This is a genomic window from Anaeromonas frigoriresistens (assembly GCF_016820655.1).
GTDB classification, from domain to species: domain Bacteria; phylum Bacillota; class Clostridia; order Tissierellales; family SIT17; genus Anaeromonas; species Anaeromonas frigoriresistens.
Genome location: NZ_WSFT01000037.1, coordinates 22,219 through 37,609, shown reverse-complemented (window position 1 = coordinate 37,609; position 15,391 = coordinate 22,219). Strand labels below are relative to the sequence as shown.

18 protein-coding genes are annotated in these 15,391 nt (G+C 30.4%); 15 read left to right on the top strand and 3 right to left on the bottom strand.

Translation table 11 applies throughout. The annotated features are described in order from the left end of the window. Window positions 1-43 precede the first annotated feature (43 nt). From GOQ27_RS09875 to GOQ27_RS09830, 10 genes are all read left to right on the top strand, one after another. Entirely contained in the window at window positions 44-445 is a 402-nt protein-coding gene (locus GOQ27_RS09875) for an HIT family protein (RefSeq protein ID WP_203366695.1), read from the top strand. Then, window positions 442-594: a hypothetical protein gene (locus GOQ27_RS09870; protein WP_203366694.1), complete on the top strand. Its 153-nt coding sequence runs from the start codon at window positions 442-444 to the stop codon at window positions 592-594. The genes GOQ27_RS09875 and GOQ27_RS09870 overlap by 4 nt, the downstream gene beginning before the upstream one ends. Then, a complete protein-coding gene (locus GOQ27_RS09865; RefSeq protein ID WP_203366693.1) occupies window positions 595-825 on the top strand; it encodes a Type 1 glutamine amidotransferase-like domain-containing protein in 231 nt (76 codons plus the stop codon). Between the two features lie 51 nt (window positions 826-876). Then, window positions 877-1,488 carry a class I SAM-dependent methyltransferase gene (locus GOQ27_RS09860; protein WP_203366692.1) on the top strand — a complete coding sequence of 204 codons (612 nt, stop codon included), beginning with the start codon at window positions 877-879 and terminating at the stop codon, window positions 1,486-1,488. An 85-nt stretch (window positions 1,489-1,573) separates the two neighbouring features. Then, window positions 1,574-2,458 (top strand): SPL family radical SAM protein, encoded by an 885-nt coding sequence (locus GOQ27_RS09855; RefSeq protein ID WP_203366691.1) that lies wholly within the window; start codon window positions 1,574-1,576, stop codon window positions 2,456-2,458. 39 nt (window positions 2,459-2,497) lie between these two features. Further along, window positions 2,498-3,439 (top strand): alpha/beta hydrolase, encoded by a 942-nt coding sequence (locus GOQ27_RS09850; protein ID WP_203366690.1) that lies wholly within the window; start codon window positions 2,498-2,500, stop codon window positions 3,437-3,439. Between the two features lie 80 nt (window positions 3,440-3,519). Then, the gene (locus GOQ27_RS09845) at window positions 3,520-4,791 is read left to right on the top strand and encodes a M14 family metallopeptidase (RefSeq protein WP_203366689.1); all 1,272 of its coding nucleotides are present in this window, start codon (window positions 3,520-3,522) and stop codon (window positions 4,789-4,791) included. A 175-nt stretch (window positions 4,792-4,966) separates the two neighbouring features. Then, the gene (locus GOQ27_RS09840) at window positions 4,967-5,230 is read left to right on the top strand and encodes a CD3324 family protein (protein ID WP_203366688.1); all 264 of its coding nucleotides are present in this window, start codon (window positions 4,967-4,969) and stop codon (window positions 5,228-5,230) included. A 288-nt stretch (window positions 5,231-5,518) separates the two neighbouring features. Next, entirely contained in the window at window positions 5,519-6,094 is a 576-nt protein-coding gene (locus tag GOQ27_RS09835; RefSeq protein ID WP_252187802.1) for a CD3073 family putative ECF transporter S component, read from the top strand. Continuing rightward, complete coding sequence (locus tag GOQ27_RS09830) at window positions 6,087-6,575, top strand: CD3072 family TudS-related putative desulfidase (RefSeq protein WP_203366687.1); 489 nt, start codon at window positions 6,087-6,089, stop codon at window positions 6,573-6,575. Before GOQ27_RS09835 ends, GOQ27_RS09830 begins: the two co-directional genes overlap by 8 nt. 27 nt (window positions 6,576-6,602) lie before the next feature. Here the strand turns inward: GOQ27_RS09830 and feoB are convergent, their stop codons facing one another. After that, complete coding sequence (gene feoB / locus GOQ27_RS09825) at window positions 6,603-8,738, bottom strand: ferrous iron transport protein B (protein ID WP_203366686.1); 2,136 nt, start codon at window positions 8,736-8,738, stop codon at window positions 6,603-6,605. A gap of 26 nt (window positions 8,739-8,764) precedes the next feature. Beyond that, complete coding sequence (locus GOQ27_RS09820) at window positions 8,765-9,004, bottom strand: FeoA family protein (RefSeq protein ID WP_203366685.1); 240 nt, start codon at window positions 9,002-9,004, stop codon at window positions 8,765-8,767. Between the two features lie 222 nt (window positions 9,005-9,226). Between GOQ27_RS09820 and GOQ27_RS09815 the strand changes: the two genes are divergently transcribed. From GOQ27_RS09815 to GOQ27_RS09795, 5 genes are all read left to right on the top strand, one after another. Further along, entirely contained in the window at window positions 9,227-10,291 is a 1,065-nt protein-coding gene (locus GOQ27_RS09815) for a DUF4474 domain-containing protein (RefSeq protein WP_252187801.1), read from the top strand. A 75-nt stretch (window positions 10,292-10,366) separates the two neighbouring features. Then, on the top strand, window positions 10,367-11,293 hold the full coding sequence (locus tag GOQ27_RS09810; protein WP_203366684.1) for a metallophosphoesterase: 927 nt from the start codon (window positions 10,367-10,369) through the stop codon (window positions 11,291-11,293). 179 nt (window positions 11,294-11,472) lie between these two features. Continuing rightward, window positions 11,473-13,284: an oligoendopeptidase F gene (gene pepF / locus GOQ27_RS09805; RefSeq protein ID WP_203366683.1), complete on the top strand. Its 1,812-nt coding sequence runs from the start codon at window positions 11,473-11,475 to the stop codon at window positions 13,282-13,284. 180 nt (window positions 13,285-13,464) lie between these two features. Beyond that, window positions 13,465-13,953 (top strand): C-GCAxxG-C-C family protein, encoded by a 489-nt coding sequence (locus GOQ27_RS09800; RefSeq protein ID WP_203366682.1) that lies wholly within the window; start codon window positions 13,465-13,467, stop codon window positions 13,951-13,953. After that, window positions 13,950-14,894, top strand: coding sequence for a TDT family transporter (locus GOQ27_RS09795; protein WP_203366681.1), 945 nt, complete (start codon window positions 13,950-13,952; stop codon window positions 14,892-14,894). The genes GOQ27_RS09800 and GOQ27_RS09795 overlap by 4 nt, the downstream gene beginning before the upstream one ends. Before the next feature lie 101 nt (window positions 14,895-14,995). On the opposite strand, the gene GOQ27_RS09790 is transcribed toward GOQ27_RS09795, so the two are convergent. Then, window positions 14,996-15,271 (bottom strand): YidH family protein, encoded by a 276-nt coding sequence (locus GOQ27_RS09790; protein ID WP_203366680.1) that lies wholly within the window; start codon window positions 15,269-15,271, stop codon window positions 14,996-14,998. Window positions 15,272-15,391 lie beyond the last annotated feature (120 nt).

Below are 15,391 nucleotides of genomic sequence, written 5' to 3'. Positions count from 1 at the left end.
TATATTTATAGTGTCTTTTATGAAATAAGGAGGAAGAAATATTATGAAAGAGTGCCCATTTTGTGGTTTTAAAGGTGACTCGATGGCAAAGGTAGTGTTAGAAAATGAGTATTGCATTTATATGCAATACTATAATCATAACCTTGAGGGTAAAGGAATAATTATACCTAAGAAGCACAGAGAAACGGTATTTGATTTGAGTAAAGATGAATGGGAAGCAACATACGATATGCTTCATGAGGTAAAAAGGATTGTAGATGAAGAGTTTAATCCAGATGGATATAATGTGGGATGGAATGTTGGTGAAGTTGGGGGACAATCTGTTTTTCATGCCCATTTACATGTAACTCCAAGATATAAAGATGAACCCTATGCTGGAAAAGGAATAAACCATTGGTTAAAGAGTGATAAAAACACCCGGAATAAATTAAGGAGTAGAAAATGATTATATTAAATGGTGGTAGTTATTACCCAGAATCAGAAGAAATAGATAAACAATGGTTATCTCATATGACAAAGGAAGCTTTAATTGGCTTTGTACCCTCGGCAACTACAAGATCAGAGACATCTTATCTTGAATTCTTTAAAGAATAAATGCTTAATTATGGGATAACTAATATAAAAAAGATAGATTTATACGATGACTGGAGTATAGCATCAGAATGTAAAGTGATTTATATAGCAAGGGGTAATACATATAAATTATTGGATATAGTTAAACGCTCAAGATTTTCAGAATTTTTAGTCAAACAACATAGTAATAAAATAATAATAGGTAACAGTGCCAGTGCTATAATCCTGGGAAGAAAAGAATTAATTACATAAAGAGTTTTGAACCTAGGGAATAAGAATTCACATAGTTCAAGGGGGAGTTTTATGGATAAATTTGTAGCTCCAGCATCTATTTATAATTTTCTAAAATATTGTAATACAAGTTCATTAGATAAAGAAGTTTTGGACTGTGGTGCAGGAGGGGATTATCCTCCACTTTTCATTTTTAAAAAATATGGTTATAAGACATATGGAATAGAGATATCTAAAGAACAAATAGATAAGTCAAATGATTTCTGTAAAAGAAATAAAGTTGATTTAAACATCATAGAAGGTGATATGAACGAACTGCCATTTAAAGATAGAAGGTTTAGTTTTGTATATACATACAATACTACAGTTCATATGCCAAAAGAAGATTGTAAAATTGCAATGAAAGAATTAGAAAGAGTAGTGAAAAGTGGAGGATTATTATTTGTAAACTTTTTATCTTATGAATGTTCTACATATTGTGAAGGATTAGTGCAGAATAAGGGAGAATTTTTACAAGATGATAAAGAAGGTAAGATATTATTTGCTCATTATGAAGGTAATGAAGTTGAAGAGTTTTTTGTTGATTCAGATATTATATATAAAGAAAAGAAAATCATTGAACGGTTTATAGATGGTAAAAAGCACATCTCAGGATTTTTTGAGTATATTTTAAAGAAGAAATGATTTAATAGTTAATTAGAGTTAAGTTAGGGCAAGGAGGAATAAAGATATATACTATAAGGAGATTTTAAGTGGAGGAAGGATTAAGATGGAATTTATAGATGCAAAACAGATATTATCTAGCTGGTCTGATGGAGATACTTGGTTTGGCAGTAATTATAATATGAATATATACAAAGGTTGCAGTCATGGATGCATATATTGTGATTCAAGGAGTTCTTGTTATCAAGTTCTTAATTTTGATAGAGTGAGGGCTAAAAAGGACGTGCTTTTACTTTTAGAAAGAGAATTAATGTCAAAAAGAAAAAAAGGAATAATAGCAACAGGAGCTATGAGTGACCCTTATAATCCTTTAGAAGAAAAACATGAATTAACGAGAGGAGCCCTTGAGTTGATAAATAAATATGGTTTTGGGTCTAGTCTTCTTACAAAATCAGATTTGGTAGTTAGGGATATAGATGTAATAAAAAAGATAAAAACTCACTCACCTGTAGTAGTAAAGTTTACTATAACCACTTATGATGATGGACTTTGCAAAAAAGTAGAACCGAATGTTACTGTATCATCAGATAGATTCACAGCTCTAAAAAGGCTATCTGATGAAGGGATATTTACAGGAGTACATATTTGGCCAATACTACCATTCATAAATGATACAGAAGAAAATGTTAAGAGTATAGTACGGGCTGCATATGAAAGTGGAGCAAAATATGTTACTGGATACTTTGCAGTAACATTACGGCAAAATCAAAGAATATACTATTACAAACAATTAGATAAATTATTTCCTGGATTAAAACAAAAATACATTAATACATATGGAGATAGTTATGAATGTACATCTGTGAATGAGAAGAAGTTATATGAAGTATTAGCTTCAGAATGTAAAAAATACGGATTACTATATAAAATGTCAGATATACGCCAAGAAATAAAAAGAAAGTATGATAATAAACAAATGACGTTATTTTAAGACTATTTAAATAAATACTTCCAAGGAGATGGTAAGTAAATGAATATAGAAAATAGTTTCTATATTACTGGAAAGGACAACTATAAAGTTTACGTCTATTGTTGGGATGATGTAGTGAACCCAAAAGGAGTTATACATATATTTCATGGAATGGCTGAACATGCAGAGAGATATAAAGAATTTGCTGAGTATCTTAATAATAAGGGGTTCATTGTGTATGCAAATGATCATAGAGGTCATGGAAAGACAGCGGGCAGAATTGAGGAACTGGGGTATATTGGAGAAGATGGATTTAATAATATTGTAGAGGATCAGAGCATTATTAAAAACTTAATAAGAAATAAATATCCAGAGCTTCCTATAATTGTTTTTGGACATAGCTTTGGTTCATTTATAGCTCAAGAATATATTATTAGATATGGAAATGAGATTCAAGGTGTCATACTATCAGGTTCTGCTATGATGAAAGGAGTAGATGTGAGTTTAGGTAGAGTTTTATCTAGCATAGAGAGAAAAATAAATGGAGATAAGAAAAAGAGTAATTTAATTAATAATTTAAGTTTTGGTACCTATAATAAGAAAATAAATGACTCCGATTCACTATTCGCATGGCTCACTTCTGATGAAAAAGAGGTAAAAAAATACGATGAAGACCCTTATTGTGGAACAGTATTTACTACAGGTTTCTTTTATTATTTTTTTACAGGTCTTTCTACATTATATAAAAAGAAGAGACTAGATAACATATCAAAAGAACTTCCTATATTAATTTTATCTGGGAAGGATGATCCTGTAGGAAAATATGGAAAATCAGTTCGAAAATTATATGAATCTTATATGAATATAGGTATTGAGAATGTGGATATTAAACTTTATGAAGGTGGAAGACATGAAATGATTAATGAGATAAATAAGAATGAAGTATTCGAAGATATAGTGAATTGGATAACATTCAGTTCAATCAAAGAAAGCAAAAAATGATAAATATATATTAAGGATTAAGCACAAGTAAACCTCTCCACTAATATTATATATTAGAGAAATATAATAGGGGTGAAACTATGGAAACATTGAGGCTTGGTTCTACAGGAAATGATGTGAAATTATTACAGAGTGTTCTTAGCAAGGTGGGCTATGATCCAGGACCTATTGATGGGGTCTTTGGAGATGCTACTAGACAGGCAGTGATAGAGTTTCAGAGAGATAATGGTCTTACTGTGGATGGAATAGTAGGGCCAAACACATGGAATTTATTAGAACGATTTATCGAAGGATATGACACCTATACCATTAGACCAGGAGATACTTTTTATAATATAGCTAGAAGATACTATACTACTGTAAATGCAATAAGGGTGGCAAACCCTGGGATAGATCCTAACAATTTAATTGTAGGAACACAGATTACTGTGCCCTATGGGATTGATGTAGTATTAACAGATGTAGGTTATACTTACGATATTATGGAAATGAACATCAGAGGATTACAGGCAAGGTATCCTTTCTTAGAAGTAGGTAGTGCAGGAGAAAGTGTATTAGGAAGAGAACTTTACTATTTAAGATTAGGAAGGGGACCTAGGAAAGTATTTTATAATGCCAGTCATCATTCCTTGGAGTGGATTAATTCTCCAGTAATGATGAAGTTTGCTGAAAAATTTTTACAAGCCTATGTAACAGGATCTTTTATAAGGGGATATAATGTACCTGAAATCTGGGAAAGTAGTAGTATTTATATAGTACCCATGGTAAATCCTGATGGAGTAGATGTAGTAATAAACGGGATAACTCCTGAAAATCCTTACTATGAAGATATTCTTGAATGGAATGATACAGGGGAGCCTCTCTCTCAAGTATGGAATGCAAATATCAGAGGAGTTGACTTGAATAGAAACTATCCTGCTGAATGGCAACAGGCTAAAGACCAAGAAGAGGATCTAGGAGTAACAGGTCCTGGACCTACAAGGTATGGAGGTCCAGCTCCACTTTCAGAACCAGAATCTCAAGCTATGGTAGACTTTACAGTGGAGAATGATTTTGATATTGTGTTAGCTTATCATACTCAGGGGAGGGTTATCTATTGGCAATACCTTGATATTACTCCTCCAAGAGCTCGGGCTATAGGAGAAATTTATTCTGATATAACCGGTTATACTTTATCAGATGTTCCTTATGCAGCAGCTTACGCCGGCTATAAGGACTGGTTTATTGATGTATATAGAAGACCTGGATATACATTTGAAACCGGGCTAGGAAGAAATCCACTACCTATATCCCAATTTAATAGAATATATGATGAAAATGAAGAAGTTTTACTAATAACACCTATCATATGATTAATTAAAATCCTTAGTATTGAATTCAATACTAAGGATTTTAATTACTTTATTATCAGTATATGGTATTATGGAAGTAGAAAGATATTTAATTAATTTTTAGGAGGTGGGAAAATGATTATAGAGATGAATTGTATAGAAAAATCTAAATCATTATTACAGGGGGTAATGTTATTTGAGTTACAAGAAAGGGATAGAAGTATTACCAGCCCACCTATTAGAAGAAGTTCAGAAGTACATTGATGGAACATTAATATATATACCTAAAAAAGGTAAAAGGGTTGGTTGGGGTTATTCTAGTGGTATTAGAAATGCTATAGATAAAAGAAATAAAATAATAGTAGAAATGTTTAGAATGGGTAAATGCATTGATGAAATAGCTGATAGATTTTTCCTAAGTGAAGAAACTATTAAAAAGATCATATATAGTAAAAAATAAATATAATTGTTTTCTACCTATCAAATTATTTATATAGGTGAGATAATATAATTGACCGGTTAGATCATTAGGAAAGGGGATGATTATATTGATTACAGAGGTGAATTTAATCTGAGAAGATTAAAGAGAAGGGTAATGGCTTATAAGCCATTACCTTTTATTTTTTAATGTTATTTAAAAAGTGAATACCTCTTCCTCATAATATCAAATATTTCTATTTTACTATTATCTAGGAAATAACTATAATTAAGTCTGTAATACTACATATTATTTTGAGGAGGAATTATATTGAAAAGTTCAGCTTTTAAATCAACTAATGCTATGATTTTAGCTTCGTTGGGAATTGTTATTAATATTGTATTTGGAACAGTAGTACAATCTTTACAAATCCCACTATTATTTTTAGATACAATAGGTACTATATTAATAGCAGTAGTCCTAGGACCTTTTGCCGGGGCATTAACAGGAGGATTAACTAATATTATTCAAGGAATGATTACCAATCCTAAAAATATACCTTTTGCAATTGTTAATATTGTAATTGGTCTCATTGTAGGATTTATTGCTAAGAAATACAAATTCAATATAAAGAATGCAATCATAACAGGTCTTATTTTATCTGTAGTAGCTCCATTAATAGGAACACCAATTGCTGTACTGGTATATGGAGGGGTAACAGGAGGAGGAACTGATGTTATATTTGCATGGCTTTTAGCTAGTGGACAAAAAATATTTACTGCAGCATTTATCCCTAGAGTTACGGGTAATATTATAGATAAGATAGTTAGTTGTTTATTAGTAGTATTTATTGTTCAAAAGATGCCTAAAGATTTAATTTTTAAAAAAGGGACTAAAAATGCATAGGAAAAAACAGATTATCTACATAGCTCATTGTGTACTAAATCAGAATTCAGTAATAAGGGAATGGGAGAGAGCCCAAGGGGCTTTTAATGATATCATTAGAGTAATAATAGATAATAATATATCTATTATTCAGTTACCTTGTCCTGAATTTACATTTTTAGGCGAAGATCGCCCACCAAAAACAAAAGAGGAATATGACACACCTGAATATAGAGAAATTTGTACAAATCTTGCATCTAAAGTAGTAAATCAAATGAAAGAATACTTAAATCATGAATATAAAATCATAGGGATATTAGGAATAATGGGAAGCCCTTCCTGTGATACCTTAGGAAAGAGAGGTATATTCATAGAAGAATTACAACAATTAATGATAGATGAGAATATACAGTTAGACACCTTTGATATACCTGAAGAGTATTTAGAAGGAGAAGATAAAGAAACTGTAGAAAGTTTCAAGAAATTTATAGATAAAAAATAACCACAATTTTTGTGGTTATTTTTTTATTTATAATACTAATCCAAGTAATCTTGCACCTTGAGCTACTATAAAACAAACAACTATACCTGTGATAGTAGGAATTATGAATGATACCCAAGTCCATTTCAGACTTTGAGTTTCTTTCCGTATGGTCCAAAGAGTAGTTCCGCAAGGCCAATGATTTAATGAGAATAACATCGTACATACTGCAGTTAACCAAGTCCAGCCATTATCTACAAATAATTGTCTCATTTCAGATAAACTATCTAATTCTAGCATCGATCCCTTAGACATATAGCTCATTATTAATATTGGGATGACAATCTCATTAGCAGGTAACCCTAATATAAACGCCATCAGTATATATCCATCTAAACCTAATAAATTAGCAAATGGGTCTAAAAATTGAGCACAGTGGGTTAATATACTAACATTTCCTACAGCTATATTTGCCATCACCCAAATAACTAAACCAGCAGGAGCAGCTACTGCTACTGCTCTACCTAATACAAATAAAGTACGGTCAAATATAGATCTAACAATTACTCTTCCTACTTGAGGTTTTCTATAGGGAGGTAATTCTAATGTAAAGGAAGAAGGTAATCCTTTTAAAATTGTTTTTGATAATATTTTAGATATCATAAGAGTAATGAATACTCCTAATATAATAGTTATTAAAATAGATAAAGTAGCTGCTACAGAATTAAAAGCACCAGCTCCGCTGGCTATAAAAATAGTAGCTAAAGCTATTAAAGTAGGGAATCTACCATTGCAAGGAACAAAATTATTAGTAATTATTGCAATTAATCTCTCCCTTGGAGAATCAATTATTCTACAAGCAATGATACCGGCAGCATTACACCCAAAACCCATACACATTGTAAGGGCTTGCTTTCCGTGGGCACAAGCTTTTTTAAAGTAATGATCTAAATTAAAGGCTACTCTAGGCAAATATCCCAAATCTTCTAGTAAGGTAAATATAGGGAAGAAAATAGCCATTGGTGGAAGCATAACGGATACAACCCATGCCAATGTACGATACATACCTAGTATTAAGATATCGTGTATCCAAGTGGGAGTACCTAACCAATTAAAGAATATAGTTAATTGTCCTTCAATCCAGAATAGCCCTTGGGCTAACATGGCGGATGGATAGTTTGCCCCTTGAATAGTCAACCAAAAAATAATTCCTAATAGGGCAATCATTATAGGTAGACCAAAGATTCGAGATGTTAATACATTATCAAATTTTCGGTCTATTTCATTATGTTTTTTCTTTTCTGTTAACACTGTTTTCTTACTTATACCTTCAGCAGTCTTTACAATACAAGATACTATATGGTCTCGTATACTTTCTTTATATAAATTAGCATGGACAGACTCTAATTTCTGTTTTAAGAGTTCATCCTTTGATAAGTCTATATTAAGATACTCATTCATTGAATCTAGCAGAGGTTGATCCCCATCTATTAGACGGAGTGAAGTCCAATGAGTATTGATTTTATCTTCTACTGTGTTATCTAAATACTCCTTTATATCTTCTATAGCATCTTCAAAGATTTTATTATATTTTATTTTAATTGGATTAGTTTCTATTTCTCCCTTAGCGACCTTTTGTACTGTATCTTTTAGCTTATCTAGTCCTTGACCACTTCTTGCAGTAGTTCCCACCACTGGAACTCCCAATATTTCAGATAACTTTTTAAGATCTACATTGATCTTTTTTCTTTTTGCTTCATCCATAAGATTTACGCATACTACAACCTTGTTTGTTATCTCCAATATCTGTAAAACTAAATTAAGGTTTCTTTCTAAACAAGTGGCATCTGTAACTACCACTGTGGCATGGGGATTTCCAAAACACACAAAATCCCTTGCTACTTGCTCCTCTGCAGAATTTGCTAATAGGGAATAAGTTCCTGGTAGATCTACTAAAATATATCTTTTAGAATTATATTTATATTTTCCTTGAGCATTAGTAACTGTTTTACCAGGCCAGTTACCTGTATGTTGATTAAGGCCTGTTAAACTATTAAATACTGTGCTTTTACCAGTATTAGGATTACCGGCTAAGGCTACAACTATATCCTCCAGTGATTCTAATTCTACTTCAAACATTTCTTTTAAGGCACCAGTACCTGTTGATTGATTTGTTAAACCCATTTATTAAACCTCCTTTATTTATAACATTAAACTATTTCTACAAATATTTTTGATGATTCTTCTGATCTTAAAGCAATTACAGCACCTCTGATTTCATAGGCGATAGGATCTCCTGCAGGACTTTTTCTTAAAGATTCTACAGTTGTATTTTCTATAAGACCCAAATCTAGCATTCTTCTTCTTGCGATACCTTCTGAATTAAGCTTTTTAACTTTACCAAAAGTACCTATCGGTAATCTATCTAGTGAAATTAAATTAGTATTCATATTAAAATCCTCCTTTAATTTAATTATTAATCGAATAAATATAAAAGTTACCTTAAGCTAACTTTGTTAGCTGAGGCTAATATAATATATGAACTTTATCATTTAAGGGTTACAAAAAAGTAAGCGAGGAGGATAGTCTAAAAATACGACTCTATTATTCTAAATAGCAGAATGACCCTAGGGAGAATACAATAATATATAAAATAAATATGGAGTGGTTTTATGATGAATTGGTTCTCTAAAGGGATCTTATATCTGTATACAGTGATCTTTATGCAAATAGATATTAATTTTGGAAATAGGATAGCAGGAATTATATTAAATACTAATAGTAAGTTAAGTAATGGGACTTTTGATGAATGGATTTTAATTGCTGTTGTACTCACTATATCTATAATAGGAATATTTATATCCAAAAAACATATAAAGATTATAGAAGGGTTTTTTACTAAGAAAAGAGAAGAATCATATGATGAGACCATAGAGAAAGTAATAGATATTAGTGGATATTCTTATGATCCAAAGCAAAATATATTCTACTCTAATATGGATGCATGGCAAAGAAAGATGGGATATTGTAGATTGTATGATGAGGCCGCAGCACCTTTAGGTATGATTATAGATTGTGAGCCTATATACTTTGAGTATGACAATAAAAGATGGATGATTGAGTTTTGGAAAGGACAATATGATTTAACTACAGGATGTGAAGTAGGAGTATATAATACAACAGGACCAGATTTAAATATTTATGGTTTTTTCAATGGAACATTTTACTATTGTGCCAGTGATGAGGATATGCTTGAAATATCCTATTCATTAAAGAAGGATGGGAGAATTCTTTTCAAAAGGAAAGGAAAGCATTGGTGGTTAACGGGATTTATACTTGGCATGTACTCAGAACCATGGGAATTATCAATGGATATAAAAATTAAATTAAAAGATGAAATAATGTTGAATTCATTTGTTCAAGGATTAAGAAATGCAAATTATAAAGACAATGAGATTAGAATAAAAAAACACACAGTAAGGTTAAAATATAATAGACCCCGTGCACCACAGCCTTATACTAGAACTGAAGAAACAGATAGAATTATGCAAATGAAAAACAGAAAATTATGTGATAACTATAAGTATATAACTGATAACTATGAAAATATGTCTGATAAAATGCAAGCATTACAAAAACAATCACCGGAAATATATCGAAATATTAAAAGTTTAGGTAAAATTAGAAAATTGATTGAGATATATATGAAAATACAGTGGTTTTTGGATAAAAAGTGAGTTTATATAATAATAGTTTAGAGGGAATGAAAATTCCCTCTGGATTAAATTTTAGTTTATAAGGGAGAGGTAAAAATGTATGGTTTTAAACATTTATCTGAGCTTTTTAAATCAGCTGAAAGAATTTCCTATGATAATTCATCTAAAATTGTTCTGATGAGTGATTGTCATAGAGGTGATGGGAGCTGGGCAGATACATTTTTTAAGAATCAAAATATCTATTTTACAGCTCTAACCCATTATTATAATGAAAACTATACATATATAGAAATCGGTGATGGAGATGAACTTTGGGAGAATAATACAATGCAAGAAATTATCCGAGTTCACAAGGATATATTTTGGATTTTATCTGAATTTTACAAGAAAGATAGATTGTATTTTATCTATGGTAATCATGATATGGTAAAAAAAGATGAAGACTTTATAAAGAATAATCTTTACTATTATTTTGATCAGAGAACAAAAGAATATATCCCACTATTTAAAAATATAAATATTCATGAAGGATTAGTTTTAAAGCATAAAGATATGGAAAGTGAAATTTTCTTAGTTCATGGACATCAAATAGATTATATGAATGATAAGATGTGGAGGTTAAGAAGATTTTTAGTGAAGTATTTGTGGAGACCTTTGGAGATATGGGGAGTAAATGATCCTACAAGTCCAGCAAAAGACTATGAAAAGAAGAAGTCTGTGGGTCAAAAATTAACTAAATGGGTAATAGAAGAAAATCAGATGATGATTTGTGGTCATACTCATAGATCTGTTTTTCCTGAAACACATGAGCCACCATATTTTAATGATGGAAGCTGTGTTCACCCTCGAGGTATAACAGCAATAGAAATTATAGAAGGAAATATTATGTTAGTTAAATGGGAAATTAAAACTAAGAAGGATGGTACCCTATTTGTAGGTAAGAAAATATTAGCTGGACCTATAATGTTGAAAGAGTACTTTAATTCTTCTAGACAGAAAGCTTATTCTGAATATGAAGAGTAATACTAAAGTAGATATCAAAACAAAATGTCTAATTAAGTATTGTACTTATTCAGAGGATAATAATTATGATATAATATCAATAGTTAGTTAATTCAGAATATTTGCATGAAATCAAATGTGGGACAATCCTACATTAAAGAAGTATATTTAATATATTTTAAAGAAAGAAGGAGATATGTATGAGTAACGAATTGAAGAGAAGAAGTGAGATAGACGAGAAACTTACTTGGGATTTATCCCACATTTTTGAAACAGAAAAGGAATATGAAAAGGCTTTAGATGAAGTAGTAGAAAAATCAAAAGAAATCGAAAAGAAGTATAAAGGATCCTTAAATAACTCAGATACCATATTAAATTGCATCGAAGAATATGAGGAATTATATCAGAAAGCAATGCTTACAAATGACTTTACATATTTAGCAACATCTGTAGATGAAACAGATGATAAAAATCAAGCTAGACTTATAAAAAATGATAGCATACTATCAGAAGTGTTAAGTAGAGTTACCTTTATTGAGAGTGAATTAAAAGAAGCAGAAGATAAAATATTAGATGAAGCCATAGAAAAAACGAAAAAATATAAGGTATATATTGAGGATATAAAAAGAAGTAAACCTCATACTTTACATCCAGAGGTAGAGAAAGCCTTTGCTAGTATTTCTCCAGTATTAGAAGCACCCTATAAAGTATACAATCAATCAAAATTAGTAGATATGGATTTTCCTAAATTTGAGGTAGATGGAAAAGAATATCCCCTTAGTTTTGTACTTTTTGAAAATACATATCAAGGAGATAAAAATACAGATTTGAGAAGAATGGCATTTGATAAATTCTCTGATAAGCTAAAGGAATACCAGAATACAGTAGCTACTGCATATCAGACTCAAGTACAAAAAGAAAAAATCATGGCAAACATGAGAAATTTTCCTTCTGTATTTGATTATTTACTATTTGACCAAAAGGTTGAAAGGCAGCTTTACGATAGACAAATTGATACTATAATGGATAAACTAGCACCCCATATGAGAAAGTATGCTAAGCTTATAAAAAAGGTCTATGACCTTGAGGAAGTAACCTTTGCAGATCTTAAAGTGTCTATAGATCCTGACTATGACCCAGAAGTAACTATAGAGCAATCTAAAGAATATATAGAAGGTGCTTTATCTATTATGGGAGATGAGTATCTAGATATAGTGATGAAATCCTATAATGAAAGATGGGTTGACTTTGCTCAAAATATTGGTAAATCCACAGGAGGCTTCTGCGCCACACCTTATGGTATCCATCCATATATTTTACTTACCTGGAATGGACTTATGAGTGAAGTATTCACATTAGTTCATGAGCTTGGTCATGCAGGACACTTTGTTATGGCTCAAGAAAATAATAGTTTATTTAATGAAGCACCATCCCTTTACTTTATAGAAGCACCATCTACTATAAATGAAATGCTTCTAAGTAACTATCTTATTAAAAAAGAAGATAATCCAAGACTTAAAAGATGGGTACTATCTTCGATGATTAGCAATACTTACTATCATAACTTCGTAACTCACTTATTAGAGGCTGCATATCAAAGAGAAGTTTATAAGATAATTGATGAAGGTGGAAGTGTTCATTCTAAAAAGTTAAATGAAATAAAGAGAAATGTATTAGAAAGATTTTGGGGAGATGACGTAATAATAAATGAAGGTGCGGAACTTACCTGGATGAGACAGCCTCACTATTATATGGGATTATACCCTTATACATATAGTGCAGGACTTACAGTAGCAACTGGAGTTAGTCAAAGGATATTAAATGAAGGAGAAAAAGCTGTAGAGGATTGGAAAGAAGTATTAAAAGCAGGAGGAACAAAAACACCAGTAGAACTGGCTAAAATGGCAGGGATAGATATAACTACAGATAAACCTTTATTAGATACTATAGAGTACATTGGATCAGTAATAGATCAAATTATTGAATTAACAGAAGAAATAGAAGAAAAGTAGAATGATAGATTTTAAAGCATCTACCACGATTGTTGGTAGATGCTTTACTTTATAGATAAAACTTATACCTTTGGATTCTATTATTACTTTATTCTATAAAGATTGAAAGATAAAATTAAAAATTCTATAATTACCTTAGATTGACAAGAAAAAGATAAAGTATATTTGGGGGTAATTAATATGAATAAAGAAATAAGTATTAAAAAAGTTAGAGAAGATGCAGAAAAATTATTTAGAGAAGGTAAATTTTACTGTTCAGAAGCAGTAGTGAGCTCTATAAGAGACAATTTTGGAATTGATATGCCAGAAGAAATGATAGCTATGGCATCAGGATTTCCAGTAGGGATTGGAAGATCTAAGTGTGTATGTGGAGCTGTTTCTGGTGGTATAATGATGATGGGATATTTCTTTGGAAGAAAAGAAGGTACTAATCCTCAAGATCCAAAAAGTGTTAAAACCTTAGAATTAGCTAATGAATTACAAGAAGGATTTAAGAAAAACCATAAAGTTCTATGTTGTAGTATCCTTACTAAAGGAATGGATATGGCTTCTGGAGAACATAAAAAACAATGTATATCCTTTACTGGGGAAATAGCAGAGAGTACTGCAAAGATAATTGTAAGAGAACTAGATTTAATAAACATTGATGAGAAAGAGTTTGCTATATGATTTTAATTAAAAAATTACCTATACCGATATGTGGATTAATGCTTGGACTAGCAGCCCTAGGAAATTTAATAGCTCCTTATAGTCAATCATCTCGTATATTACTAGGTAGTATTTCGGGATTGATATTTATTATGTTAGTATTAAAATTACTCTTATTTCCTAAGGTTATTTTAGAAGGTTTACAAAATCCAGTGATTGCAGGAGTATTAGCTACTTTTCCTATGGGGATGATGATTTTATCTACATATATAAAGCCCTATGTAGGTCAATTTGCCTTTGCAGTTTGGATATTTGCATTGATATTAAATGTAAGTTTAGTGGTATACTTTACTAAAAGATTTATATTTAATTTTAATATAAAAAAAGTTTTTGCTAGTTATTTTGTTTTATATGTAGGAATTGTAGTAGGTAGTGTTACTGCTCCTGCTTATGGAATGACAAAATTAGGTCAAATAATCTTTTGGTATGGTTTAATAGTCTATTTACCATTAATTCCTTTAGTGTTATATAGAGTGTTTGCTGTTAAGGAAATACCAGAACCTGCTCAACCGATAACAATAATATTTGCAGCACCTGCTAGTCTTTTATTAGCAGGTTATATGAGTTCCTTTACTGATAAGAATTTAGGAATGGTTATTTTTTTAATAGCTTTATCTTTACTTATGACTCTTTATGGTCTAATTTTAATGATAAAAATGCTAAGACTAAAATTTTATCCTAGTTATTCAGCTTTTACCTTTCCTTTTGTAATTAGTGCTATTGCTATCACTATGGCTGATAAATATCTTTTAAGTATTGATAAAGGTATTCCATTCCTTAAATATGTAGTTAATTTTGAAACTATATGGGCTACTACTATGGTGGTATATGTATTATTTAGATATATAATATTTATAGTTAAAGAAGCTAGGGCAGTAGTTAAACCTCAGACTAATATATAAAAATATAAATTAAAGGGACAGAATATATTCTGTCCCTATTTAAATGGATAACCGTTGATCAAATTATTGAATTAACAGAAGAAACAGAAGAAAAGTAGATATTAATCATTCTTATGAATGTTTTTATTGATTTTTAAGAATCTATAGAGCCCTATAATAAAGATAATTAGTCCTAATGGGACTAAGATATATCCTAAAATTTGAATTGGTAAAAATTTAAAAAGTTTTATAAAAGATATACCAGCTGCTAAAACATTTAATGAAGTTCTAATATAAGCTAAAAAAGTTCTTTCATTGGCAAGAATTGTTCTATCAACTGCAAGTATATCTGTAAATTTTAAATTATTATACTTGTTATTATTGATATCTTTTTTCATATAATCACACATTCCTTAGATTTATTATTTATTATTTCAATAAATCGGGATTTTATTTAGAATATTATAAATAGGGACAGAATATATTCTGTCCCTATTTAATGCAGGAAAACTATTGTA